This window comes from Asanoa ishikariensis (assembly GCF_900107455.1).
In the GTDB taxonomy this organism is placed as follows: Bacteria; Actinomycetota; Actinomycetes; order Mycobacteriales; family Micromonosporaceae; genus Asanoa; species Asanoa ishikariensis.
Genome location: NZ_FNQB01000001.1, coordinates 2676565 through 2699328, shown reverse-complemented (window position 1 = coordinate 2699328; position 22764 = coordinate 2676565). Strand labels below are relative to the sequence as shown.

The 22764-nt window shown below is 74.1% G+C and carries 22 protein-coding genes and 1 pseudogene; 13 read left to right on the top strand and 10 right to left on the bottom strand.

The window, feature by feature from the left end; genetic code table 11:
- Positions 1–124 precede the first annotated feature (124 nt).
- The 4 genes and pseudogenes from BLV39_RS12740 to BLV39_RS12730 all read right to left on the bottom strand — a co-directional run bounded on the left by BLV39_RS12740 (position 125) and on the right by BLV39_RS12730 (position 3815).
- Complete coding sequence (locus tag BLV39_RS12740) at positions 125–1696, bottom strand: DNA polymerase Y family protein (RefSeq protein WP_090791460.1); 1572 nt, start codon at positions 1694–1696, stop codon at positions 125–127.
- Positions 1689–1934 carry a hypothetical protein gene (locus BLV39_RS42300; protein WP_143049739.1) on the bottom strand — a complete coding sequence of 82 codons (246 nt, stop codon included), beginning with the start codon at positions 1932–1934 and terminating at the stop codon, positions 1689–1691. The genes BLV39_RS12740 and BLV39_RS42300 overlap by 8 nt, the downstream gene beginning before the upstream one ends.
- A 491-nt stretch (positions 1935–2425) precedes the next feature.
- Positions 2426–3178 (bottom strand): annotated as a pseudogene (locus BLV39_RS12735) (hypothetical protein); the annotation flags it as partial.
- 193 nt (positions 3179–3371) lie between these two features.
- Positions 3372–3815: an SAV_6107 family HEPN domain-containing protein gene (locus BLV39_RS12730; protein ID WP_090790477.1), complete on the bottom strand. Its 444-nt coding sequence runs from the start codon at positions 3813–3815 to the stop codon at positions 3372–3374.
- Positions 3816–4288: 473 nt separating this feature from the next.
- Between BLV39_RS12730 and BLV39_RS12725 the strand changes: the two genes are divergently transcribed.
- The 7 genes from BLV39_RS12725 to BLV39_RS12695 all read left to right on the top strand — a co-directional run bounded on the left by BLV39_RS12725 (position 4289) and on the right by BLV39_RS12695 (position 10051).
- Positions 4289–4780: a YbaK/EbsC family protein gene (locus BLV39_RS12725; RefSeq protein WP_090790475.1), complete on the top strand. Its 492-nt coding sequence runs from the start codon at positions 4289–4291 to the stop codon at positions 4778–4780.
- Between the two features lie 100 nt (positions 4781–4880).
- Positions 4881–5576 carry a monooxygenase gene (locus BLV39_RS12720; RefSeq protein WP_090790474.1) on the top strand — a complete coding sequence of 232 codons (696 nt, stop codon included), beginning with the start codon at positions 4881–4883 and terminating at the stop codon, positions 5574–5576.
- Positions 5573–6127 (top strand): GNAT family N-acetyltransferase, encoded by a 555-nt coding sequence (locus BLV39_RS12715; protein ID WP_090790472.1) that lies wholly within the window; start codon positions 5573–5575, stop codon positions 6125–6127. The genes BLV39_RS12720 and BLV39_RS12715 overlap by 4 nt, the downstream gene beginning before the upstream one ends.
- Complete coding sequence (locus tag BLV39_RS12710) at positions 6124–6873, top strand: carotenoid biosynthesis protein (protein WP_090790470.1); 750 nt, start codon at positions 6124–6126, stop codon at positions 6871–6873. The genes BLV39_RS12715 and BLV39_RS12710 overlap by 4 nt, the downstream gene beginning before the upstream one ends.
- Positions 6870–7994 (top strand): glycosyltransferase family 2 protein, encoded by a 1125-nt coding sequence (locus tag BLV39_RS12705; RefSeq protein WP_090790468.1) that lies wholly within the window; start codon positions 6870–6872, stop codon positions 7992–7994. Before BLV39_RS12710 ends, BLV39_RS12705 begins: the two co-directional genes overlap by 4 nt.
- A gap of 15 nt (positions 7995–8009) precedes the next feature.
- Positions 8010–9458 (top strand): phytoene desaturase family protein, encoded by a 1449-nt coding sequence (locus tag BLV39_RS12700; protein WP_090790466.1) that lies wholly within the window; start codon positions 8010–8012, stop codon positions 9456–9458.
- A gap of 5 nt (positions 9459–9463) precedes the next feature.
- Positions 9464–10051, top strand: a complete 588-nt coding sequence (locus BLV39_RS12695) for a GrpB family protein (protein ID WP_090791459.1) — start codon at positions 9464–9466, stop codon at positions 10049–10051.
- A gap of 268 nt (positions 10052–10319) precedes the next feature.
- On the opposite strand, the gene BLV39_RS12690 is transcribed toward BLV39_RS12695, so the two are convergent.
- Together BLV39_RS12690 and metF are read right to left on the bottom strand one after the other, a co-directional pair.
- On the bottom strand, positions 10320–10997 hold the full coding sequence (locus BLV39_RS12690) for a CDP-alcohol phosphatidyltransferase family protein (RefSeq protein WP_090790464.1): 678 nt from the start codon (positions 10995–10997) through the stop codon (positions 10320–10322).
- Between the two features lie 30 nt (positions 10998–11027).
- Positions 11028–11945: a methylenetetrahydrofolate reductase [NAD(P)H] gene (gene metF / locus BLV39_RS12685; RefSeq protein ID WP_090790462.1), complete on the bottom strand. Its 918-nt coding sequence runs from the start codon at positions 11943–11945 to the stop codon at positions 11028–11030.
- A 238-nt stretch (positions 11946–12183) separates the two neighbouring features.
- Here metF and BLV39_RS12680 point away from each other — a divergent pair, with 238 nt between their 5' ends.
- The 3 genes from BLV39_RS12680 (at position 12184) to mptB (ending at position 16912) form a co-directional block, all read left to right on the top strand.
- The gene (locus tag BLV39_RS12680; protein WP_176984875.1) at positions 12184–13569 is read left to right on the top strand and encodes a helix-turn-helix domain-containing protein; all 1386 of its coding nucleotides are present in this window, start codon (positions 12184–12186) and stop codon (positions 13567–13569) included.
- Positions 13570–13910: 341 nt separating this feature from the next.
- Entirely contained in the window at positions 13911–14894 is a 984-nt protein-coding gene (locus BLV39_RS12675) for a polyprenyl synthetase family protein (RefSeq protein WP_239083934.1), read from the top strand.
- 89 nt (positions 14895–14983) lie between these two features.
- Positions 14984–16912: a polyprenol phosphomannose-dependent alpha 1,6 mannosyltransferase MptB gene (mptB, locus tag BLV39_RS12670; RefSeq protein ID WP_143049738.1), complete on the top strand. Its 1929-nt coding sequence runs from the start codon at positions 14984–14986 to the stop codon at positions 16910–16912.
- Here the strand turns inward: mptB and BLV39_RS12665 are convergent.
- Genes BLV39_RS12665 through BLV39_RS12655 form a run of 3 tightly spaced genes read right to left on the bottom strand, consistent with a single transcriptional unit; the run spans position 16849 to position 17894 of the window.
- Positions 16849–17205, bottom strand: coding sequence for a lycopene cyclase domain-containing protein (locus BLV39_RS12665; RefSeq protein ID WP_090790458.1), 357 nt, complete (start codon positions 17203–17205; stop codon positions 16849–16851). The two genes, mptB and BLV39_RS12665, sit on opposite strands and share 64 nt — an antisense overlap.
- Positions 17202–17525 (bottom strand): lycopene cyclase domain-containing protein, encoded by a 324-nt coding sequence (locus BLV39_RS12660; RefSeq protein ID WP_090790456.1) that lies wholly within the window; start codon positions 17523–17525, stop codon positions 17202–17204. The genes BLV39_RS12665 and BLV39_RS12660 overlap by 4 nt, the downstream gene beginning before the upstream one ends.
- Positions 17526–17528: 3 nt before the next feature.
- Positions 17529–17894: an Rv2175c family DNA-binding protein gene (locus BLV39_RS12655; protein ID WP_090790454.1), complete on the bottom strand. Its 366-nt coding sequence runs from the start codon at positions 17892–17894 to the stop codon at positions 17529–17531.
- Between the two features lie 69 nt (positions 17895–17963).
- Between BLV39_RS12655 and BLV39_RS12650 the strand changes: the two genes are divergently transcribed.
- The 3 genes from BLV39_RS12650 (at position 17964) to BLV39_RS12640 (ending at position 21554) form a co-directional block, all read left to right on the top strand.
- Complete coding sequence (locus tag BLV39_RS12650) at positions 17964–18656, top strand: hypothetical protein (RefSeq protein WP_090790452.1); 693 nt, start codon at positions 17964–17966, stop codon at positions 18654–18656.
- Between the two features lie 73 nt (positions 18657–18729).
- Entirely contained in the window at positions 18730–20721 is a 1992-nt protein-coding gene (gene pknB, locus BLV39_RS12645) for a Stk1 family PASTA domain-containing Ser/Thr kinase (RefSeq protein ID WP_090790450.1), read from the top strand.
- Entirely contained in the window at positions 20721–21554 is an 834-nt protein-coding gene (locus BLV39_RS12640; protein ID WP_090791454.1) for a deoxyribonuclease IV, read from the top strand. Before pknB ends, BLV39_RS12640 begins: the two co-directional genes overlap by 1 nt.
- A 9-nt stretch (positions 21555–21563) precedes the next feature.
- On the opposite strand, the gene BLV39_RS12635 is transcribed toward BLV39_RS12640, so the two are convergent.
- Entirely contained in the window at positions 21564–22748 is a 1185-nt protein-coding gene (locus BLV39_RS12635; RefSeq protein WP_239083918.1) for an MFS transporter, read from the bottom strand.
- Positions 22749–22764 lie beyond the last annotated feature (16 nt).

Genomic DNA, 22764 nt, shown 5'->3' with positions numbered 1-22764 from the left:
CCAGACGCCGGCTGGGGCCACTCCGGGCGCGGCCGGATACCGGTGTCGTATCCGGTCGTGACCGGCGTTGTTCCAGGCAGCGCCTGGGTCCGCCGCGGCCCGGTCGGCACTTCGAGACAGATCCCTAGTCATAGATGGCCTCCACGGACCATTGGCCGGCGGCCAGGGAGAGCAGGAAGGCGCTGCCGTCGGCCAGGGCGACCTGGAACCGGGCACGGCGGCGGGCCTCGGCGGGCGCCCACCAGCGCTCGTCGACCGGCCAGGGACCGGCCCAGCCGACGATCTCGACCGGCGGGCCGCTGCCGATCGTGAGGTGGGCCGGTGCGGCGGTGACCAGCAGGCGGGCGGACACGCCGACCGGCTCGCCGGCCGCGTCGCGGACGGTGGCCGGCAGCGGTGCGGGCAGCACCAGCGCGGGGGCCGGCGACGGCAGCCGGCCCGGCCAGGGCGCGGCGGGCCGGGTGGGCGTCAGCTCGTCGCCCCAGGGCACCAGGCGCACCTGGTCGGCCGGGGAACGACCGCCGCCGAGCACGGCGGTGACCACCGACTCGGGGCCGAGGATGCCCTGGATCCGGTTGAACGAACGGTGCGCCCGCTCCTTCTCCTCCCCCGTCTCGCCCCACAGCCCAGGCTGGAGTCCGGCGTGCGGCAGCACGCCCTCGGGCATGAGGCGCAGTCGGATGATGCCGGCGGTCGGCCGGGCCGGCGCGGTCCGGGCGCCGCGGCGGGTAGTGCCCGACAGCCAGCCGTCGAGCTGCCAGCGCACCCGGTCGGCGATCGCGGCCGTGGTCAGCAGACCGTCGTGCCGCCAGACCCGGTGCAGCTCCTGGCCGTGCGCGGTGACCGCGCCGATGGACAGCCGGGTGCAGGCCAGCCCGTAGCCGGCCAGCCGCTCGTGCAGCCGCTCGGCGAGCATCCGTGCGGCGAACGCGGCCACGTCGACCCGTTCCAGCGGGTCGTCGCCGTAGTCCTCGCTGACCTCCAGGTCCGGCGGCGGCCGCCGGACCGCGAGGGGCCGCTCGTCACCGCCCCCGGCCAGCCGATGCGCCAGCGCGGCGTCGAAACCGAACCGCGCGAGCACGTCGCCCCGGCCCAGCCCGGCGAACGCGCCGAGGGTGGTGATCCCGAGCCGGCGGAGCAGTTCGGTGAGGGTCGGGCGGGCGAGCGCTTCGACCGGCCGGCCCGCCAGGAACGCCACGGTCTCCCCGCTCCCGACGATCAGCCCCTCCCGGGCCGCGAGCCCAGCCGCGAACCCGCCGTCGGCGACCCCGATCTGGCTCTCCACCCCGCACGCCTGCGCGACGTGCTCGACGATCCGCTCGGCGGCGGGTTCTTCCCCGCCGAAGTAGCGGGCCGGCCCCCGCGCCGCGAACCCGCACACCCCGGGCCGGACCACCTCGACCCCCGCGACCATCTCCTCGACGGCGGCGACGACGGGCTCGAACGCCCGCGCGTCACGCGCCGGGTCGTGGTCGACCACGACCAGGCCGGGACACCGGCTCTGCGCCTCCCGCTTGCGCAGCCCCCGCCGCACGCCGTCGGCCCGCGCCACCTCGGACGCCGCCACCACCCGATTGGCGTGCAGCACCGCGACCGCACCGGTCGCCGGAACCCCGTCGACGATCTCGGCCGCGATGACGGGCCAGTCCGGACACCAGAGCACCGCGGTACGCGCCACCGCACCGTCATCACCCACCGCCCGCACCCCGCCCGACACCCACGCCCTGCCCCGCACCCGGCGGGCCCGCAGCGCGAGACTTGCCCGCGGCCCCCGACTCGCCCGCGGCACCCGACTTGCCCGTGGCGGCCGACTCGCCCGCGGCACCCGACTTGCCCGTGGTGACCGACTCGCCCGCGGCACCCGACTTGCCCGTGGCGGCTGACTCGCCCGCGGCACCCGGAGCGCCAGTGGCTGCGACCCGCCGGCCGGTCATCGGGCCCCGCCCGCGACCAGCTTGAGCCGCGGCCGTTGCTCCGGTTCGGCCGGATCGGCGCCGGCAGAGTCGGCGCTGGCCGGCTCGTCGTGCGCGGCCCGCGGTGATCCGCCTGTCGCGGCCATCTCCCGGACGCCCACCGAAAGTTCGTCATCGACCGGATCCTGCTCCCCACGGACCGACGGATCCGTGTCATTCGGCAGCCCAGCATGGTCACCGGTCGCGACCAGATCGAACAACGACGCACTCCACCCCGCGTCCGGGTCAGCGCCGGCAGGCCGGCCCTCTGGCAGATCCGGCGCGTCGCCGCCAACGGACCCAGACGACCGCTCAACCTCGGCTGAAGCCGGCAACCCGGACCCCGACGATGCCCGCGGATCGCCCGGCTCCCGGCCATCCGCCGCGACACCCCGGTCGCTCGCCTGCGACGAACCCGGCGCCCTGCCCATAACCCGGCCACCCGCCACAGTGCCCTGATCGCCGCCGGACGGCGGGCCCGGCAGCTCGGCGGCGGGTGGGGTCGGGTCGGGGACCGCGTGCAGGGCTGGCAGGGCGACGGGTTCGAACGGTGCGATCGCGACGGTGCCGGTCAGCGGGCGGTAGCCCGGCATCCAGACAGTGATCTCGCGGGGTTGGGTGGCGGCGCCTCGGCCGCGCGCGACGATGGTGACCTCTCGCCGGCGAAGCCGGCCGCGGCCTGCGGACAGGCCCTCCCAACGACCGCGGGTGACGCGCAGGGTGAGGTCGGCGCCGTCCCATTGGCCGTAGGGCACCAGGACGCTGCCGCGTTGCCGGGCGCGGGCGGCCAGCCGGGCGGTGACCGTGCTCGCGACGGCGCCCTGGGTCGGGACGGCGAGCACCACGACGTCGACGCCGTCGATCAGGGCAGCCACCACCGTGGCCCATTCGGGGCCGGGGTTGGGCACCAGCGCCAACCGCTCGAGGGCGACGCCGCCGTCGGCGGCCGCGACCGCGCCGAATGCCGGCACGCCCACCACCGCGCACCAGGAACCGGCCCGGGACGCCTCGGCGATCAGTGCGTGGACCAGTGAGGTGCCGCCGCTGGGTGAGCGCGGGCCGGTCCCCACCGCCACGGTGCTGCCCCGGCGCAGGCCGCGCCCGGGCAGCAGCCCGCGCAGCTCGGCCGGCACCGGCAACGTGCGGTGCGCGTCGTCGGGCGCGGCGCTGGCCGGCCGGACCAGACCCGACAATGCCGCTGATCCCAGCGTCATCTGCCCCGCCATGCGCTCACCCCCGTCGTGCTGGTTGTGCTGGTTGTGCCGTGTTGCGGTGGTAAGCCGGGTCCGGCCGATCATCGTGAGCCGAGACGGAGTCCAGGCGTTGTCTGGTGGTGGCCCGGGAACCCGGGTTGATGCCCGGGACGCCGCCAGGCGGCAGCCGGCCAATCGCAGGCCGCGATGAGCGGCAAGACCCGGCCTAGGCGGCCAGGCCGTCCAGGGAGGGCTGATGGGAGATGCCGAGCGCGACCTCGACCACGGCCACGAACTGCTCGGCGGCGCGGAGCAGGTCGTCGGCCTCGCGGGCGGTCACGACCCGGGGGATGCCGGCCTCGGCGGCGGCGCGCTTGGTCGCACCGGCGGCGAAGTAGGTCGCCCAGTCGTCGAGCTCCGGCGCGACCATCACGAGCAGCGCCCAGACGCTGGTGATCCGGTTGCGGCGGGTCGGCGAGGGGCGGGCCCGGGCCGCGAGCATCGCGGCGGCCGCGCGTAGGGCGGCTAGGTGTGCGGCGGCGTAGCGCAGGCCGTCGGGACGGGTCTGCGCGGCCTCGGCGAGGCCGTTGCGGGCGATCGCGAGTAGCTGGGCCGGCGTGCGGTGCGGCAGCACGTGGGCCGGCACGGTCGGCGCCTGGGCTGTCGTCATGAACCTGTCTCCTCCGCGTTTGCAGCCTGTGCACGGGCCCCGGAAGGACCCGCGGACGTGCCCCGCAGCGGAGGAAGGCGCAGCGGTCGTTCTAGTTGCCGGTCGGGCGTGACGCTTCCCCACACCACACCCGACCGGCAGGTCGGCTGGTCCGTCGCCCACCGCCCGGGGGTCGAGGGCGGCGGGCGACGGTCCTGCCTGATGTGCGGCCCGCGAAGCCGCACGTTCCGGAAGCCGCGCCGCGAATCGCGCCTACCGGACCGCCAGAACGAGTGTGCGAGCTAATCGAACACGCGTTCTAACTACAAGAAGAGTACACCTTGGGTCTGACAAAAAAGCAACGTGCCGCGCGCTGATGTCGGCTGATGTTCGCCAGCACCCGCGAAGCGCCGAAAACACGCGGCCCACCAGCGGGAACGCCACTTCGCGGAAACCGGGCGCGCACGGGCCGCGCGGCATGAGAGCGTGTCCCGATGCAACCGCATCCCAACGTCCGCGCCGTCCAGGACGCGCTCGACGCCGCCGGTGCCCGCGACGCCGCCGGCCGCCCCAGCCAGGTCCGGATCCTGGCGGACGCCGCGCCCACCGCCGCCGCGGCCGCGGCCCAGCTCGGCGTCGAGGTCGGCCAGATCGCCAACTCGCTCGTCTTCGACGCGGACGGCACGCCCTTGCTGGTGCTGACCAGCGGCGCACACCGGGTCGACACCGCCCGGGTGGCCAAGGAGCACGGCATCGGGAAGGTCCGCCGGGCCAGCCCCGACTTCGTCCGGGACCACACCGGCCAGGCGATCGGTGGCGTGGCGCCCGTCCACCCTGGCAAGCCCGCCATGCGTACCCTCGTCGACACCGCTCTGTTCGCGTTCGCCGAGGTCTGGGCCGCCGGCGGCATCCCGCACGCGGTCTTCCCGATCACCCCGGCCGAGCTCGAGCGACTGACCAGCGGCACCGTCACCGACGTCGCCTGACCCAGGCCCACCCGAAACCGGGGCCACCCAAGACCAGGGCCGCCCAAGACCAGGGCCACCCAGAAAGCAGCCCGGCCACGAACGGTGGAGACTGGGCGCGATGGACACGGTCGTCACCCTGCACGTCTGGCGGATGCCCCCGCGGGCCCTCCCCCAGGTGCTCGCCCGGATGGCGACCGACCGCGCCCGGCTCCGCCGCCACCCCGGCGTCCGCTTCGCCAAACTGCTCGGCACGGGCACCGGCCTCGGCTTCGGCCCGGGCGACGTCGACGCCACGCGCTGGGCGGCCCTGCTCGTACACGAACCAAACAAAACGCCACAAGCCATCCAGAGCTGGACCGACCTCAGCACGGCCCACGCCCAGATCGACCTCGCCCCGATCGCCAGCCGCGGCACCTGGAGCGGCCGCCAACCGTTCGAGGCAGCCCCGCACACCCGTACCGACGGAATGGTCCTGGCTCTGACCCGGGCCCGCCTGAGGCCGTCGCGGGCCGCGACCTTCTGGCGCGCCATCCCCCCGGTGGCCGCAACCCTGCGCGACGCGCCGGGACTGCTCGCCCGGTTCGGCATCGGCGAGGCACCGATCGGCTGGCAGGGCACGGTCACCGTGTGGCGGAGCACAACGGATCTGGTCGGCTTCGCGTACCGTCAGCCGGAGCATCGTGCCGCCATCGCGCGCACGGCGCAGGTCGGCTGGTACGCCGAGGAGCTTTTTGCCCGGTTCGCGGTATGCGGCATCATGGGTGACCGCAGGGTGCTCGGCTGGGAACAGATGACAAGGAGCGATCCGGCATGAGGCTGGTGCCGTGGAAGCCGGACGATCTGGCACGTCGGCTCGACGACGTGGTGGCCGTCTACGGAGAAGCGATGGGTTACCGGCCGGAGCTGATGGAGGCCCGGCGCGGGATCATCGCCACGCACGTGCGCCGCTCTGGTTTCCGCGCGGTCGCCACGCTGACCACCGAAGGACAGCTCGCCGGTTTCGGCTACGGCTACGTCTCCGGGGCCGGGCAGTGGTGGCACGACCAGGTCCGCTCCGCGCTCAGCGAGGAGCACCGCAAGCGTTGGCTGACCGACTGCTTCGAGGTCGTCGAGTTGCACGTCCGCCCGGCCGCGCAGGGTCACGGCGTGGGAGCCCGCCAGCTCCGCGCGCTGCTCGGGATGGCACAGGGCGCGACCACGCTGCTGTCCACACCGGAGGCCAACGAACAACGGTCCCGCGCCTGGCGGCTCTACCGCAGCTTCGACTTCGTCGACGTGCTGCGCGACTTCCGCTTTCCCGGCGACGAGCGGGCCTTCGCGGTGCTCGGCCGCGACCTGCCGGTGCGCGCGCCATCCAGGGAATGACCCGAAGGCTGCCCTGGTACGGGCTGGGTCTGCTGATCCTCGCCCAGATCTGCTATCCGCTGACCGACGGTGGTGCCCGCGCCGCGGTCACCGTCACGACGGTCGTCCTCGGCTACCTGCTGTCGGTCGGGCACGCCGCGCTGACCCGCGGCCCACGGGTCGCAACCGTGCTGGTGCTGGTCACCACCGGTGGCGGGCTCTTCGTGGAGGCGGCGGGAGTGGCGAGCGGCGTGCCGTTCGGCGACTACACGTACTCCGGAGCGCTCGGTCCGAAGATCGCCGGTGTGCCGTGGGTGATCCCGTTGGCCTGGACGTGGATGGCGTGGCCGGCCTGGCTCGCGGCGGTGCGGCTGGTCCGGCACCCCGTGCTGCGGGTCGGGGTGGCCGGCGTCGGTCTCGCCGCGTGGGACCTGTTCCTCGATCCCCAGATGGTCGCCGAGGGCTACTGGACCTGGTCCAACGCGTCGCCGAGCCTGCCCGGGGTGCCGGACGTGCCGCTGGGCAACTACGCCGGCTGGCTGGTCGTCGCGGTGCTGATGATGACCGTGTTCAACGGGCTGGCCGGCCCGACCGCGATCGTCCCTGGGCGGGACGCGCCGATGTACGCGCTCTACCTGTGGACCTATCTCTCCAGCATCCTGGCGCACGCCGCCTTCCTCGGGCTGCCCGCGTCGGCCGGCTGGGGCGCCCTGGGCATGGGCCTGGTCGCGCTTCCGCTCGCCATTTCTCTTCGGGTACGCGGGTGAGCGCGCTCGCCTGGCTGCCGGCCGCGTTGGCCGGGGTCCTGGCGCTGCATGCCGTGGTGAACGCCAGGCTGCTGCGGCGCCCCGTCGCGGTGGACTTCCCGGAGCCGGTCGCGGTGCTGCTCCCGGTGCGCGACGAGGCGGCCCGGGTGGAGCCGTGCCTGCGGTCACTGCTGGGCCAGCGAGGCGTGCCCGAACTGGCCATCCTGGTCCTCGACGACGGCTCGACCGACGGCACCGCCGACTTGGTACGCGCGGTGGCCGGCGACGACCCGCGGGTCCGGCTGCTCACCGGGGCGCCGCTGCCGCCGGGCTGGCTCGGCAAGCCACACGCCTGCCAACAGCTCGCCGACGCCGCCGACCCTTCCGCCGCGGTGTTGGCGTTCGTCGACGCCGACGTGGTGCTGGAGCCCGGTGCGGTGGCGGGTGCGGCGGCGTTGCTGCGCTCGGCCGGCGTCGGGCTGCTGTCGCCGTACCCCCGCATCGTCGTGGGGTCGTGGGGTGAGCGGCTCGTGCAGCCGCTGTTGCAGTGGTCGTGGCTGACGTTCCTGCCGCTGCGGGCTCTGGAGCGCTCGGCCCGACCGTCGCTGGCCGCGGCGGGTGGGCAGTTCCTGGTGGTGGATCGTTCGGCTTATCGGACCGCCGGCGGGCACGCGGGCGTGCGGTCGTCGGTGTTGGAGGACATCGAGCTGGCCCGGGCCGTCAAACGGTCCGGCGGGCGGATCGCGCTGGCCGACGGTTCGCGGGTCGCGGCATGCCGGATGTACGGGTCGTGGGGCGAGTTGGCCGCCGGCTACACGAAGTCGCTGTGGGCGTCGTTCGGCTCCGCGTTCGGTGCTTCGGCCGTGGTGGGGCTGCTTCTGCTCGTTTACGTCGTACCCGTGTTGTTGACTGTCGCTGGGTTGGCGTCGTCCTCTGCCCTGTTGGTTTTGGCTGGTTGCATCGGATATGCACTGGGAGTGCTGGGCCGGGTCGCGAGCGCGGCCGCCACGGGCGGGCGGTGGTGGCCGGACGCGCTGGCGCAGCCGGTCTCGGTGCTGCTGTTCGGCTGGTTGGTGGTCCGTTCGTTCCGGCTGCGGCGGGCCGGCGCGCTGCGGTGGCGGGACCGGCCGGTGGTGCTGTGATCCGGGGAGGCGCGCGTGGCTGAGGTCGTCGTGGTCGGCGCCGGCGTGGGCGGGCTGGCCTGTGCGGCGCGGCTGGCCGCTGCCGGACATCAGGTCACCGTGTACGAGCGGTCCACGGTGGTCGGTGGCAAGCTCGGCCGCCGGGTGGTGGAGCGGCCGGAGGGCACCTATCGGTTCGACACCGGGCCGAGCCTGCTGACCCTGCCGCAGGTGTTCGACGAGCTGTTCGCCGACCTCGGCGGGGTGACCCCGTCGCTGGTGCCGCTGAACCCGGTGGTCCGGCACGTGTTCGCCGACGGCACGGTGCTCGACTCGTGCGCCGACCCGGCCGAGTTCGCCGACCGGATCGCGGCCGCGCTCGGCACCGAGGCCGCGGCGGACTGGCAGGGGCTGTGGCGCCGGGCCGGCCGGGTCTGGGACGCGTCGTGGCGCGACATCCTGCGCCGCCCGGTCGACTCGCCGACCGCGCTGGCCGGGCTGGCGTGGCGGCTCGGCGACCTGGCGGCGGTGGCCCCGGGCCAGTCGTTGCGCGGCCTGGGCCGGCGGCGGCTGCGGGATCCTCGGCTGCGGATGCTGCTGGACCGGTACGCGACCTACACCGGAGCGGACCCCCGCCGGGCTCCGGCCGCGCTGGCGGCGGTGCCGTACGCGGAGCTGTCGTTCGGGGGTTGGTACCTGCCGGGCGGGCTCGGGGCACTGGGCGACGCGCTGCTCGAACGGTGTGTCGCGCTGGGCGTGTCGGTGCACACGGGGACGACGGTGACCGGGATCGCGACGGGCGGCGGCCGGGTGACCGGGGTGCGGGTGGGCACGACCTTCGTACCGGCCGACGTGGTGGTGTCCAACGTGGACGCTTTGACCCTGTACCGGGACCTGCTGCCGACGCCGCGCCGGTTGGCCCGGCTGAGCGACCGCAGCCTGGCGGGTTTCGTGCTGCTGCTGGGCGTCGCGGGCCGCACCCCCGCGCTGGCTCACCACACGGTGTTCTTCCCGGCCGACTACGACGCCGAGTTCGACGCGGTGTTCGGTGGGCGGCCCGCCCCGGACCCGGCGGTGTTCGTCACGGTCGCCGACGACCCTTCGGTTCACCCGCCCGGCCACGAGGCATGGTTCGTGCTGGTCAACGCGCCGCGACACGGTGTCGGCCGCGGTGCGGTCGACTGGAACCGGCCGGGGCTGGCGTCCGCGTACGCCGACCGGGTGTTGTCGGTGCTCGCCGCGCGCGGCGTCGACGTCCGCGACCGGGTGCTGTTCCGGGAGGTGCTGACGCCGGCCTCGCTCGAGGCCTCCGCCGCGGCCCCCGGTGGGGCGATCTACGGCACCGCCGGCGGGTTGCTGCGGCCGGCCAACCGCGGCCCGGTGCCCGGGTTGTTCCTGGTGGGCGGCTCGACCCACCCGGGCGGCGGGCTGCCGATGGTCGCACTGTCGGCCCGCATCGTCGCGGAACAGATCGGTCCGGCGTGACCGCGATGCGCCTGCCGCCGCTGCCCAAGCCCGAGCCCCCGGTCACGGAGGAATGGCTGCGTTCCCGGAATGTCGGCGAGCCGCCGCGACTGCCGGGCCCGATCGAGATCGTGGCGTACGACCCGTCCTGGCCTGCGCTGTACGCCCGGCACGCCGACCGGATCCGCGGCGCGCTCGGCCCGACAGCGCTGGCGGTGGCGCATGTGGGTTCGACCGCGGTGCCAGGGATGGCGGCCAAGTTCCGCATCGACATCGACGTGATCATCGAGGATCCGCGGGCGGAAGCCGCGTATCTACCGGCGCTGGAGGCGGCGGGCTACGTGCTGCGGATCCGCGAGCCGGACTGGTACGAACACCGGCTGCTGCACGGCTTCGACCCGATGACCAACGTGCACGTCTTCCCACCCGACTGCGACGAACACCTACGCCACCTGATCCTGCGCGACTGGCTGCGCGACCATCCCGAAGACCGCGCCCGCTACGCGGAGGAAAAGCGCCGCATCGCGAGGTCAGGCGTGACCTACATGGCCGAGTACGCGAGCCAGAAGTCAACGGTCATCGTCGACATCCTCCGCCGCGCCGGCCTGACCTGACGCCGAACCCGCTTCCTTGGCGGTCAGGCGGGCGACCGGGTCAGACCCCGACGACGGGGCACGACCGGGTTGTTCCGGCCGAGGTCAGGCAGTCCCGCGCCGAGTCGCTCGGCGACCTCGCGCCTGGACAGGGCCTGCGTCAGCGCAGCCAGGTCGGGTGTTCAGCGCGGACCTGGCAGTGACGCGGAGCGAGCGGTCCCTGGCGGGAGCGACGGTCGTGCCCCCGACGGACCCGAGTCCAGCTTGGATCTGTTCGGCTCTTCGGGTCTCAGCGCAGGAGGCGGCGGACCGCGCGGAGGAGTTGGGCGAGGCCGAAGGTCGCCAGGAGGATCCAGATCGCCAGGAAGACGGTCAGGGTGCCTGGGGTCAGGTCGCGGTCGAGGGTGCCGGCGGCCGCCGCTGCCAGGAAGGCGACCGTGGTGACGCTGACGCGGCTCGGGCGTTCGCCGACGGTGACCGTGCCGATCTCGCTCATGCCGGCGGCTGTGGCCCGGGCCCTGATGTATTCGTGCAGCCAGGACAGCGCGCCGGCGGTGACGACCAGGGGTGCGGGGGCGCCGGCTACCCAGAAGGCGGTCAGCCAGAAGATCTCGCCCAGGCGGTCGGCGACCGAGTCGTAGACGTAGCCCAGGCGGGTGGTGCGGTCGGAGGCTACGGCCACCGCGCCGTCGACGCTGTCGGCGACGGCTGCCAGCAGGACCAGGATCGCGGCCGTCACCAGGCCCGACGGGGCTCGGGTGGCGGCGATCGGGGTGGCCGCGCAGAGGCCCAGGCCGACTACCGTGACCGCCGTCGGGGAGATCCGCAGGCGGCCTAGGCGGGAGCCGATCTCGTAGGAGAGACGGATCCAGCCTCGGACGACCGCGCCCGCCTGTCTCGGGTCGAAGCCGCCGTGCAGTGCCGCCCATCGGGACGCGTATTCGTGCCAACCCAGCCGTGTGCCCACGTCAGCTCAACCGTCCATCGGCGGTCGAGGTCACACGCCCGCGTCGACCCGTAGGTGCTGCCATACCTCGCGGGTCGCCGTCGACCGGTTGAGGGTGATGAAGTGGATGCCGGGCACGCCCTCCTCGAGCAGCCGGGCACACATCTCGCTGGCCTGCTCGATGCCGAGCTTGCGCACCGCCTCGGGGTCGTCGCCGACTCGCGCGAACTGCTCCGCCAACGCCGGCGGGAACGGCGCACCCGACAGTTGCTCGGAGCGGGCGATCGTGCTCATCCGGGTCACCGGCATGACGCCGGGCAGGATCGCGGTGTCGCAGCCGGCGGCGGCCACCCGGTCGCGGAGGCGTAGGTAGTCGTCGCCGTCGAAGAACATCTGGGTGATCGCGAAGTCGGCGCCGGCGCGGCACTTCTGGATGAAGTAGTCGGTGTCGCTGGCGATGTCGGACGAACGCGGGTGCTTGTAGGGGAAGGCCGCGACGCCGACGCAGAAGTCACCGGACTCGCGAATGATCTTGACCAGATCTTCGGCGTAGTCGACGCCCTCCGGGTGGCGCACCCACTCACCGTTGGGGTTGCCGGGCGGGTCGCCGCGCACCGCGAGGATGTTGCGGATGCCGGCCGCGGCCAGCCGGCCGATCACGTTGCGTAGCTCGGCGACCGAGTGGTTGACGGCGGTCAGGTGGGCCATCGGCAGGAGCGTGGTCTCGGTCGCGACCCGCTCGGTGACCGAGACGGTGGTGTCGCGGGTGGTGCCGCCCGCGCCGTAGGTGATCGAGACGAAGGACGGGTGTAGTGGTTCGAGCTCACGGATCGCCCGCCACAGCTGCACCTCGCCCTCAGGTGTTTTGGGCGGGAAGAACTCGAACGAGAAGGTCGGGCCTGCCTCGCGGATCAGGTCACCGATCGATGGTTGCGATCCCGGAAGGATCGAGGGGAGTCCGAGCGCCACGGGTCGAGCGTACCGGCTGGGCGGCTCGGCGGGTCGGCGCACCGGGCGCCTGTGGATAACACGCGTTCGCGCTGGTGACGGCGCTGCCAGTGGGATGGGGACGGGAAAACGTCGCACCCGAGGGGTACATATGTTCTACGCGCCGCGGGCCGTCCCCATGGTCCGTTGGTCGGCGCGTGGGGTGCCGTTCGCGGCATCCGGGGGCCACAGGCGTGCACCGCTGCTTCGGGGAGGGTCCATGATGTCCGCGTCGCCACCGCACCCGTTCGACGCGGCCGGTCCGCGTCCGCCGTTCGGTCCCTACCTGGCTCAGCTTCGGTTACGCCGGGGCTGGAGCCAGCTCCGGCTGGCCGAGCAGCTCTGCGCCGCCTCCGGCAGCCCGACCGTGACCCGGCACGAGGTCAGCCGCTGGGAACGCGAGGACCGGCTGCCGGCCGACTTCTGGCTCGGTTGGCTCGCCGCCGTGCTCGACACACCGGTCGACGGCCTCGCGGCCGCGGCGGAGCGCAGCCGGCTGCGCCACCGCCTGGTCGCGCCCGGGCGGGCCGGCCCCGGGCGGCCGGAGAGCCGCGACCGGGTCGGGCTCGACCTGCTCGGGCTCGCGCACACCTGGCTGGCCGGCGACCCGCCGGCGCTGATCGGTCCGCCGCGGTCCGCTCCCCCGGCCGCCGGCTGGTGCGAGCGGCCGACCGTGACCGAGGTGACCGCCCGGCTGGTCGCGGCTCGCCGGCTCGACGACGTGCTCGGCGGGGCCGACCTGGCCGCTGCCGTGCACCGGCTCGTGGCGGCCACCGCCCGGGCCACGACGCCGCCGACCGGTGCCACCCTGACCCGCAGGGCGGCGCGGCTGCGGGCCGAGGTCGCCCAGCTCCGTGGGTGGACGCTGGCCGACGCGGGCGATCCGTTGGGCGCGCTGTCCGCCTATCGGGCGGCGCTGGGCGCGGCGGCCGCCGCGGGTGACCGGCCGCTCGCCGGCCACGTGCTGGGCTCGGCCAGCCACCTGCTCGCCGGTTCCGGCGACCCGGCGCCGGCGTTGCTCCTGGCGCGCACCGCCTACGCGGGGTCGCGGCGGGCGCTGTCGGCGTCGGGGCGGGCGCTGCTGCTGCACCGGATCGCGTTCGCGGCGGCGGCGGCCGGGTTGCGCGGTGCCGCCGAGGCCGCGCTCGTCGCGGCGCAGCGGGCCACCGAGCGGCGGGCGGCGGAGCACGACCCGCCCTGGCTCTACTGGCTCGACGAGGGCGAGCTCGACGCGCTCGCCGGTCGGTGCCTGGTCGCGCTCGGCCGGCCCGCCCGCGCGCTTCCGTTGCTGTCGAGGGCGGCGGCGCGCTCCGGTCAGCCGCGCACCGCCGCGCTGGACAAGGCCTGGCTGGCCCGGGCGCGGCTCGACGCGGGCGAGGCCGAGGGCGCGTTGCTGGTGGCCGGTGCGGCGGTGCTCGACACGATCCGCTCGGGGTCGACGCGGGCCCTCGACCTGCTCACCGCCTTCGGGGACCGGATCGCTCCGCATGCCCGGCTGCCCGCCGCGCGTGACTATGCCGACCTGTTGGTGGCGGCGCGGCCCTACCTGCCACGGCCGCTGTGCGACGAGCCGGTCGGGGGTCATCGGGCGGCCGGCGATGACTGACGGGTCGTGCGGTCCGGCCGCCCGGCGGCGTGACCTGGGCGCTGGTCGGGGGGCGCACCGGGCTCGGCCGCGCCCTGGATGTGGCCTCGGTCGCGGTCCGCCGGACGGCTGCGGCGGTGATCTGCCGGTCGCCGGAGACCGCTGCGGTTGTCGTTCAGGCGGATTGACCCTAGCGTCGTGGCGTGACCGAGCCGACGAGCCCTTCCGACGCCGCCGGCGCGGTTCCCGCCGATTCAGGCTGGCCGATCGCCGCCCCGAGCCTGCCCGCTACCGACCGGCTCGGCCTGCGGCAGCGGGTCGACAAGTCGTTGGCCTGGTTCCTGGCCGACCGGCGGGCGTGGATGGCCGAGGTCGACAGCGCCCTGGCGCCCGTTGCCGACGCGATCGAGGCCTTCGTCCTGCGCGGCGGCAAGCGGCTGCGGCCGGCATTCGGCTACTGGGGGTTCCGCGGTGCCGGCGGCAACGACTCCGACCAGGTCGTCACCGCCCTGGCGGCGCTGGAGCTGGTCCAGGCCAGCGCGTTGATCCACGACGACCTGATCGACCGCTCCGACACCCGGCGTGGTGAGCCGGCGGTGCACCGCCGGTTCGCGACCCGGCACCGGGCCCACGGCTGGACCGGCGACGCCGACGGCTTCGGCGACTCCGCCGCCGTGCTGCTCGGCGACCTCTGCCTGGTGTGGTCCGACGAGCTGTTGCACGCGGGCGGCCTCGACCCGGCGGCGCTCTCCCGTGCCCGCCCGGTCTTCGACGAGATGCGCACGGAGGTGACGATCGGCCAGTACCTGGACGTCCTGACCCAGGCGACCGGCGACACGTCCGTCGAGCGCGCCGGCAAGGTCGCGCGCCTGAAGTCGGCGAAGTACACGGTCGAGCGACCGCTGCTGCTCGGCGCCGCCCTGGCCGCGGCACCCGCGGAGGTCGGGACCGCCTACTCCGGCTATGGGTTGCCGCTCGGCGAGGCCTTCCAACTGCGCGACGACCTCCTGGGTGTGTTCGGCGACCCGGCGTTGACCGGCAAACCGGCGGGCGACGACCTCCGCGAGGGCAAGCGCACCTTCCTGGTGGCGGCCACGCTCGAAACGGCCGACGAGGCCGGCCGAAGTGACCTGCAGCGCCTGCTCGGCTCACCGGACCTCGACGCGGCCGGCATCGCCCACCTCCGCGAGGTGATCGTGGCCAGCGGCGCCGCCGAACGGACCGAGCGGCGAATCAGCGCGTTGCTCGATTCGGCGCTGACGGCGATCGAGTCGGCACCGATCGACGGCGAAGCCCGAGCGGCGTTGATCGACCTCGCCCACGCCGCCACCACCCGCACCGACTGACCCACGGAACACCGCGGCCGACCCGCTGGCCCGCGTCCGTGGAGGCCAGCGCCGTTGCGGTCCGCGACCGGCGTGGGATCATCGATGGCGTGCGTGGCCTGGACAGCCCGTGGGGTCTGCGCGTCACCGGGCTTGTCGGGGTCGCCGTTGTCGCCGCCGGGGCATATGGAGCGGGGGCATTGCCGGGGCGGGATCCCGGTCTGGGCCTGCGCGGTCCAGGCACGCCCGGCGCCGGCTTCTGGTGGGGCCTCGCCGCGTGGGTGGTCGGGCTGGCGATCCTGTCCGGCGCCTGGTGGCGGCTCGGCTCGCGGTTGGGCGGCGTCAGCAGCCGCTGGTTGGTCACCACGGCTGCGCTCTGGGCCGTGCCTTTGCTGCTCGCACCGCCCCTGGCCAGCCGCGACGTCTACTCCTACGCCTGCCAGGGCGAGATCTGGCGATCGGGGCTGGACCCGTACGCGGTCGGTGCGGCCGACGGTGGATGCCTCTGGTCGAGCGCGGTGCCGGACCTGTGGCAGCACACGCCGGCACCCTACGGACCGGTCGGCATCGCGCTCTCCGGTGCCGCCGCTGCCGTCGCCCGCGTCGTGGGCGGATCGGCGGACCACCAACTGCTGGTGACCGTCACCCTGCTCCGGCTCGTCGCGCTGGTCGGTGGCGTGTTGATCGCCGTGTACGCCGGCCGGCTGGCCAACGCCGTCGGCGTACGGCCGGCGTCCGCACGTTGGCTCGGGCTGCTCTCGCCGCTCGTCGCGGTCCACCTCGTCTCCGGCGCGCACAACGACGCCCTCATGGCCGGTCTGATCGTCGCCGCGCTGGCGGTCGCCGTGCCAGCCGTCGCGTCTCGCCGACCGACTGCGGTGGTCCTCGCCACGTCCGCGCGCGGTGCACCCGACGCGGTCTCCGGACCGGTCGCCACCAGGTCAAATATCCCGGATCCGGGAATCGGGGAGCACTCCCCGCACACGTCAACAGGTGATGCGCCCTCGCCGAACTATGCCTCCAACGCGGCGGGGATCTCGTTCCTGGCCGACCGGGCATTGTCGTGGGGCTCGGCCGTCGGGGCCGGCGCCTTCCTCGGGCTCGCGGTCGGGGTCAAGGTCACCGCGATCCTCGCCCTCCCCTTCGTCATCCTCCTGGTCGCCGGTTGGCGGCTACGCCGCAACACCCCCGCCTGGGCCACCATCGCGCAGGCCGGGCTCACCGTGACCGGCACGGGCGCGCTCGTGTTCACCGCCGCCACCCTGGCCACCGGGCTCGATCTCGGCTGGATCGGCGCGCTCTCCGACACCGGCAGCCTCGTGCAGTGGACGTCGTTGCCGACAGGCATCGGCATGGCGGCCGGCTACGTGTTCCGCGCGGCGGGCTACCCGGGCGCCGTCGACACGACGATCGACGTCGCCCGCGCCGGCGGCATCGTCGCGCTCGCCGTCATCGGCCTCGCCCTCTGCTGGCGCGCACTCCGCGCCACACTCGCGCTCCACCCGGCCAACGCACTCCCCACCCCAGGCAGCGCTGGCGCGGAATCCGCCGGAGTCCTGTCGCAGCCAGGGACCGCCAACCGCGAGCCGGCCACCACACCCGCCGGAGGCGGACCCGACGCGGCCGCTGACGACGAGCCCGTCACCGGATCCAGCCGGGTCATCTCACGCGCTGAACCAGAAACCTCGCCAGATCACCCAGACACCGACGAGGCAAAACGCCGCCGAGACGTGGTCGCCGCGTGCGGATGGGCGCTCGTCGCGGCCGCGGTCCTGCTGCCGGTGTTCTACCCCTGGTACGCCCTGGTCCCGCTGGCCGTCCTCGCCTGCGCCACCCCACCGGGCCGAACCAGAACAGCCCTCGCGACCGCCGCCATCGCGGTCACCGTGCTGACTCTTCCGAACGGCCTGGGCCTGCCGGTACTGACCAAACTCCCCGGAGCCATCCTCGACGTAGCGATCGTCGCCGCCCTGGCCTACCGCTTCCGCAACCACCGCAACAACCACGACGACCCGGTCCCCGCCGACGGCTCCCGCTGAACGCCCTGACGCCCCCACCACACCCACAGCGACAACGTCGACAACACCAACGCGAACCCGAAGACCAGGTCCTCGACCGGCGCGTACACGAGCCGCACCCCGACGATCGCGGCCGGGTCGTAGCGGACGATGTCGCGCCCCGTCAGCACCCCGTTGGACAAGAGCTGGAAGAACACGATGATCGGGTACGTGGTCCAGAACACCCGCCGGCGGACGAGGCGGGTCCGCAGCACCAGCAGGTCCAACGCCAGCGCGAGGAGTGCGCCGAGCAGCGCCGCCGTCGTGTAGGTCACTCGTCACCCGCCGGCAGCCGCGTCACTGCGCGGACCGCCTCGAAGCCGAGGATGGCGCACAGCGGCACGACGAGGAAGAACAGCAGCTCGTCCAGCGGCAGGCCGCCGGGCAGCAGGACACCGGTCGTCTGACGAGGGTCGAACGACCAGTGGCCGGCGGCGATCGCGGCGATGTCCCAGGCCGCGAACACCGCCATCACCGGCACCAGGGTCAACAGCAGACGGCGCCAGCGGCGCAGGACGTTGACCCGCAGGGTCGGTTCCAGCCACAGGGCACCGGCCAGGCAGCCCGCCAGGACCGCCAGGTAGACGAGGCGCAAAGCCTAGAAGCCCAACGCCTGGGCTCGGCGCTTCACCTCGGTCGCCTTGTCACCGCCGAGGGCAGCCGCGGGATAGCCCGGCAACGTCTCGTCGGGCGCGTAGAGCCACCGCAAGCAGTCTTCGTCGTTGTACCCAGCGTCGTGCAGCAACGTGATGACGCCAGGCAGGTGCTTGAGCACGGTGCGATTCGCCACCAGCTCGGCCGGCACCCGGAGGACGCCGTCGCGGCGGACCGCGAGCAGCGAGCCGTCGCGGACCATCTGGTGCACCTTGCTGATCGACACTTCGAGGCGCTCCGCCACGTCGGGCAACGGCAGCCACTGAGCGGGAACGGTTTCGGTCACCCGCTCACATTGCCACGTCGACATGGCGTGACACCACCGAACCACCCGGTACGGGGTATGGCCGTACCGGCCGATCATTCGGAAGGAACTCTCGTGACCACCTGGCGGGGCGTGCGCAAGGAGCTCGAGGGCGCGTGGCGGTCGGTCCAGTACGACCTGACCCGGGCGCGGTCGCGCCGCAAGGACGGCGAAGAGACCACGGAGCTCATCTTCCCTGAGCAGGCCCGGCCACCGCGCCGGCTGCGGGCCACCGGCGGGTTCGCCCTGGCCAGCCTGGTCGGTGCGGTCGGCACCTACTTCGCGGTCGTCAACGGTCTGGGCGCGCTGCTGGCGACGGACACCACCGGCCAGGGCGAGACGCCGGCGTCCGTCGTGGCTGTCGGCGAGGGCACCGGCCAACGCCCCGCCGCCGCGGCGGAGGCACGGCCGGAGCGGACCGTGCGGATCGCACGCCAGGGTGGGCCACTGACCGTGGCCGGCCGCGCGGCCTCGGCCGGTGGCGCTGGTTCATGGGATACGCACGACGGTGTCCCGGGCGGCGACGGACCCGCCGCGGAGCCGGTGCCGCCGAAGGGCGCACCGGTGCCCGAAGACTCCGACGACGCCCCGCCACAGGTCGACCCGCCGGCGCCGAGCCCCAGCCCGACACCGACCCCCGAACCGACCGAAGAGCCGTCCGCGTCACCCAGCCCGACGCCGAGCGCGTCCGGCCCGGACGACGAACCCACGGACGAGGGTCGGAAGCGTCACCGGCATCACCGCCATGACCAGGACGAAAACCCCTGATTGCGGGGTTACCGGTGACTTTGCCGGCACGGCTGTGTCGCCCCGCCCGGGCGGGCACATAGACTGCCTGCCGATGGACATCCAGGTGGCTGACTCGCTATTGGGCACACTGGTCGACGGGCGGTACCGCATCCGTGGCCGGGTGGCCCGTGGCGGCATGGCCACCGTCTACACCGCGACCGACGAACGCCTCGAGCGCACGGTCGCCCTGAAGATCATTCATCCGACGCAGGCGCGCGATCCGGAGTTCCTCGAACGGTTCACCGACGAGGCCAAGACGATCGCCCGGCTCACTCACCCGAACGTGGTCGCGGTCTACGACCAGGGCCGCCACGCCGGGCTTCCGTACCTTGTCATGGAGTTCGTGCGCGGCCACACCCTGCGCGAGGTGCTGGCCCAGCGGCGACGGCTCAACCCGGGCGAGGCGCTGGCGATCCTCGAGCAGATGCTCGCCGCGATCTCCGCCGCCCACCGCGCCGGCCTGGTGCACCGTGACGTCAAGCCGGAGAACGTGCTCGTCGCCGAGGCACCCAGCGGCGGGCCGGGCAACCTGATCGACAGCGTGGTCAAGGTGGCCGACTTCGGCCTGGCCCGCGCCGTCGAGGCCAGCGCCACCGACGGCGACGGCGGCCAGTTGATGGCGACCGTGGCCTACGTCGCGCCGGAGCTCGTCACCGACGGCCGCGCCGACCCGCGCAGCGACGTCTACTCCGCCGGCATCGTGCTGTTCGAGATGCTCACCGGCCGGGTCCCGTACGACGGCGCCCAGCCGGTCGAGGTCGCCTGGCAGCACGTCGACCGCGACGTCCCGGCGCCCTCGACGCTCGTGCCGGGCATCCCTGCGGTCGTCGACGAGCTGGTCGCCCGGGCCACCCGGCGTGACCCGCAGGGCCGGCCGACCGACGCCGGCGCGTTCCTCTCCGAGGTGCAGACCGCCCGCGACGACCTCGGCACGGCCAACGCCAACACCGCCGTGCTGCGGCAGGTGTCCGCGCGTACCGTGACGATCCCCCGGGTCACCGCGCCCACCGCGGAGCCGGCGCGGCCCACCTGGTCGCGCCTGCCCGGCCAGGCCGAGCCGCCGCCCAGCGGCCGGCGCCGGGCACCCGAGCCCGCGTACGACGACTACGACGACGACAGCGCCCCGGGCCTGCGGTCGAAGCTCGGCGAGCGCTACCGCACGGTGATGGCGAACCCGCGCGGCCGGATGGCGGTGGCCGCCTCGATCGTGGTGCTCGGCCTCGTCTTCGCGATCAGCGGCTGGTGGTGGGGCATGGGCCGCTACACGGTCGCCCCGCAGCTCGCCTCGATGACCAAGGCCGCCGCCGAGCAGCAAGCGACGCGGGGCGGCTTCACGATCGCCTACGGCGAGGCCCAGTTCGACGAGAAGGTCGACAAGGACGTCGTGCTCAGCCAGCAACCCGCGGCGGCCGGCCGGATCCTCAAGGGCGGCACGATCACCCTGGTGCTCTCGCTGGGCGCCGAGCGCTACACCGTCCCGGACGTGGCCGGCATGACGCTCCAACTGGCCACCGCCGAGCTCGAGGAGCGCAAGCTCCAGATCGTCAAGGGCCCCGACCGCTACGACGACAACCTGCCCAAGGGCACCGTGGTCGCGACCGACCCGGCGGCGGACACCGAGACCAAGCCCGGCGACAAGGTCACCGTGTTCGTCAGCAAGGGCACGGCGCCGCTGTCGGTGCCGCGCGTGGTAGGCAAGAACCTCAACGACGCCCGCAACGAGCTGATTGCGCTCGGCCTGGAACCGCTGATCTCGTACAAGAAATCCGACCAGCCTCGCGACACCGTCACCAAGCAGACGCCCAGCGACGGCGCCGGGGTCGAGCCGGGCGCGAAGATCGAGCTGGAGGTCAGCGAGGGCCCGCCGCAGGTGGTCGTGCCCCGGCTGATCGGCCTGCCCTGCCAGCAGGCGGTGCAGCAGGTGCAAGGGATGGGCCTGACGCCCAACCCGCAGCTCAACCCCAACGGCACGGTGTTCGCGCAACAGCCGAACGAGAACACGCCGGTCGAACCGCAGAGCCAGGTCGTCCTCTTTTGTCAGTGATCGGCTCGCACACGCCGACGGGTGGGGGCATCGCGAAGACCGCGCTGCCCTACCTCGACGCGGCCGGCTCCGAGGCCGCCCAGGTCTACGTGTCCAACTCGCGCGGTTGGGCGCTGCCGCCCGGCAACCCGGACCAGGACGCGCTGTTCCGGGCCGGCTGCGAGGAGCGCGGCGTGCCGGTCTACGTGCACGCGTCGCTGCTGGTCAACCTCGGCTCACCCACGCCGGAGACGGTCGAGCGTTCCACGGCGACGCTGGCGCACGCGCTGACCCGGGGCGCGGCGATCGGTGCCCGCGCGGTGGTCTTCCACGCCGGCAGCTCGGTGGACCCGGCGCACTACGACGCCGCGCTCAAGCAGGTCCGCGAGGCGTTGCTGCCGCTGCTCGACCAGGACGGACCGCTGCTGCTGGTCGAGCCGAGCGCCGGTGGCGGCCGGTCGCTGGCGTCACGGGTCGAGCACCTGGCGGAGTACTTCGACGCCGTCGACCAGCACCCCCGCCTCGGGGTGTGCTTCGACACCTGCCACGCCTGGGCGGCGGGCCACGACCTGGCCGCGCCCGGCGGGATGACGGCGACGCTGGACCTGCTGACCGCGACGGTCGGTGCCGGCCGGCTCAAGCTGCTGCACGCCAACGACTCGAAGGACACCTGCGGCTCGCTGCGGGACCGGCACGAGACGATCGGCAAGGGCACGATCGGCACCGCGGCCTTCGCTGAGCTGCTCCGGCACCCGTCGACCGAGGGCCTTCCGGTCATCGTCGAGACCCCGTCCGGCAAGGCCCACGAGGGCCACGCGACGGACATCGCCACCCTCCGCGACCTGATGCCGTAACGGGCGCGCTCAGGTCGCCGCCAACGTGCGGACCGCCCGTACGCCCAGCGGCGCCAGCGCCGCCACCACGAACGCCACACCGCAGCAGAGCGCCACCTTCGCCCCGCCCCAGGCGGCCGCGGCCGGGCCGACCAGGAGCTGACCGGCCGGGATCGCCGCGAACGACAGCAGGTCGTCGATCGACGAGACCCGGCCGAGGTGGGCCGACGGCACATGCTGCTGCACCGCGCTCTCCCAGGTGATCCCCGACGCGGCGAAGCCCACCCCGCCGAGGAACGCGCAGGCAGCCAGGGCGACCGGGTGCAGGCCGAGCCCCAGCGCCAGCAGCGAGCAGGCGCCGAGCGCGCCGGCCAGCCGGCCGAAGCGCAGCGGGCGGCGCAGCGCCAGCTTGTACATCACGGCACTCATCACCAGCAGCCCGACGGCCCGCACGCTGAGCACCATGCCCCAGGCGGCCTCGCCGGAGCGCTGCTGGGTCAGCGAAGGCCCGAGGATCTGCCAGGGACCGACGTTGACCAGGTTGATCACCGCGTACGCGAGCGCGACCGGCCACACCCACGGGATCGCGACGAACACCCGCCAGCCGTCGCGGATGTCGTGCAGCAGTCCGGCCCCGGCCGCCGGCGCCGGTGCGACCCGGGGCAGCCGCGACAGGAAGGCGGCCGCCGCGACGAAGCTGACCGCGTCGACGGCGATCGCCCAGCCGCCCCCGGCCGCGACCACCACCAGGCCCGCGACCGTAGGGCCGACGATCAGCACCGCGCTGCGGGTCGCCGACAACAACGAGTTGGCCCGTTGCAGCTGGTCGGAGCCGACCAGCTCCGGCACGATGCCGCGCAACGCGGGCGACGTGAACGCCTCCAACCCACCGGCCAGCAGCGCCAGCCCCGCCACCAACCAGAGCCGGTAGCCGCCGGTGATCAGCACGAGCGCGATCCCGCCCTGGGTCAGGCCCGCGCCCAGGTTGGCCACGACGAGAACGGCGCGGCGGGGCAGCCGGTCCGCGACGACGCCGCCGACCAGCAGCAGGGCCAGGTGCGGCACCAACTGGCAGGCCAGCACGATGCCGAGGTCGGAGGGCCGACCGCTGGCGTCGAGCACGGCGAAGGCGAGCGCGATCGGGGTCATCGCGCCGCCGGCGAGCGACACCAGGCGGCCTAGGTAGAAGGCGCGGAAGGAAGGGGTGAACAGCACCACGGGAGCATTCCGG

Excerpts from the sequence above, each read along its gene's own strand:
- BLV39_RS42300 (WP_143049739.1), bottom strand. The coding sequence starts at position 1,934 with ATGACCGGCCGGCGGGTCGCAGCCACTGGCGCTCCGGGTGCCGCGGGC.
- BLV39_RS12730 (WP_090790477.1), bottom strand. The coding sequence starts at position 3,815 with ATGACGACAGCCCAGGCGCCGACCGTGCCGGCCCACGTGCTGCCGCAC.
- BLV39_RS12725 (WP_090790475.1), top strand. The coding sequence starts at position 4,289 with ATGCAACCGCATCCCAACGTCCGCGCCGTCCAGGACGCGCTCGACGCC.
- BLV39_RS12720 (WP_090790474.1), top strand. The coding sequence starts at position 4,881 with ATGGACACGGTCGTCACCCTGCACGTCTGGCGGATGCCCCCGCGGGCC.
- BLV39_RS12715 (WP_090790472.1), top strand. The coding sequence starts at position 5,573 with ATGAGGCTGGTGCCGTGGAAGCCGGACGATCTGGCACGTCGGCTCGAC.
- BLV39_RS12710 (WP_090790470.1), top strand. The coding sequence starts at position 6,124 with ATGACCCGAAGGCTGCCCTGGTACGGGCTGGGTCTGCTGATCCTCGCC.
- BLV39_RS12695 (WP_090791459.1), top strand. The coding sequence starts at position 9,464 with ATGCGCCTGCCGCCGCTGCCCAAGCCCGAGCCCCCGGTCACGGAGGAA.
- BLV39_RS12680 (WP_176984875.1), top strand. The coding sequence starts at position 12,184 with ATGATGTCCGCGTCGCCACCGCACCCGTTCGACGCGGCCGGTCCGCGT.
- BLV39_RS12675 (WP_239083934.1), top strand. The coding sequence starts at position 13,911 with ATGGCCGAGGTCGACAGCGCCCTGGCGCCCGTTGCCGACGCGATCGAG.
- BLV39_RS12655 (WP_090790454.1), bottom strand. The coding sequence starts at position 17,894 with ATGTCGACGTGGCAATGTGAGCGGGTGACCGAAACCGTTCCCGCTCAG.
- pknB (WP_090790450.1), top strand. The coding sequence starts at position 18,730 with ATGGACATCCAGGTGGCTGACTCGCTATTGGGCACACTGGTCGACGGG.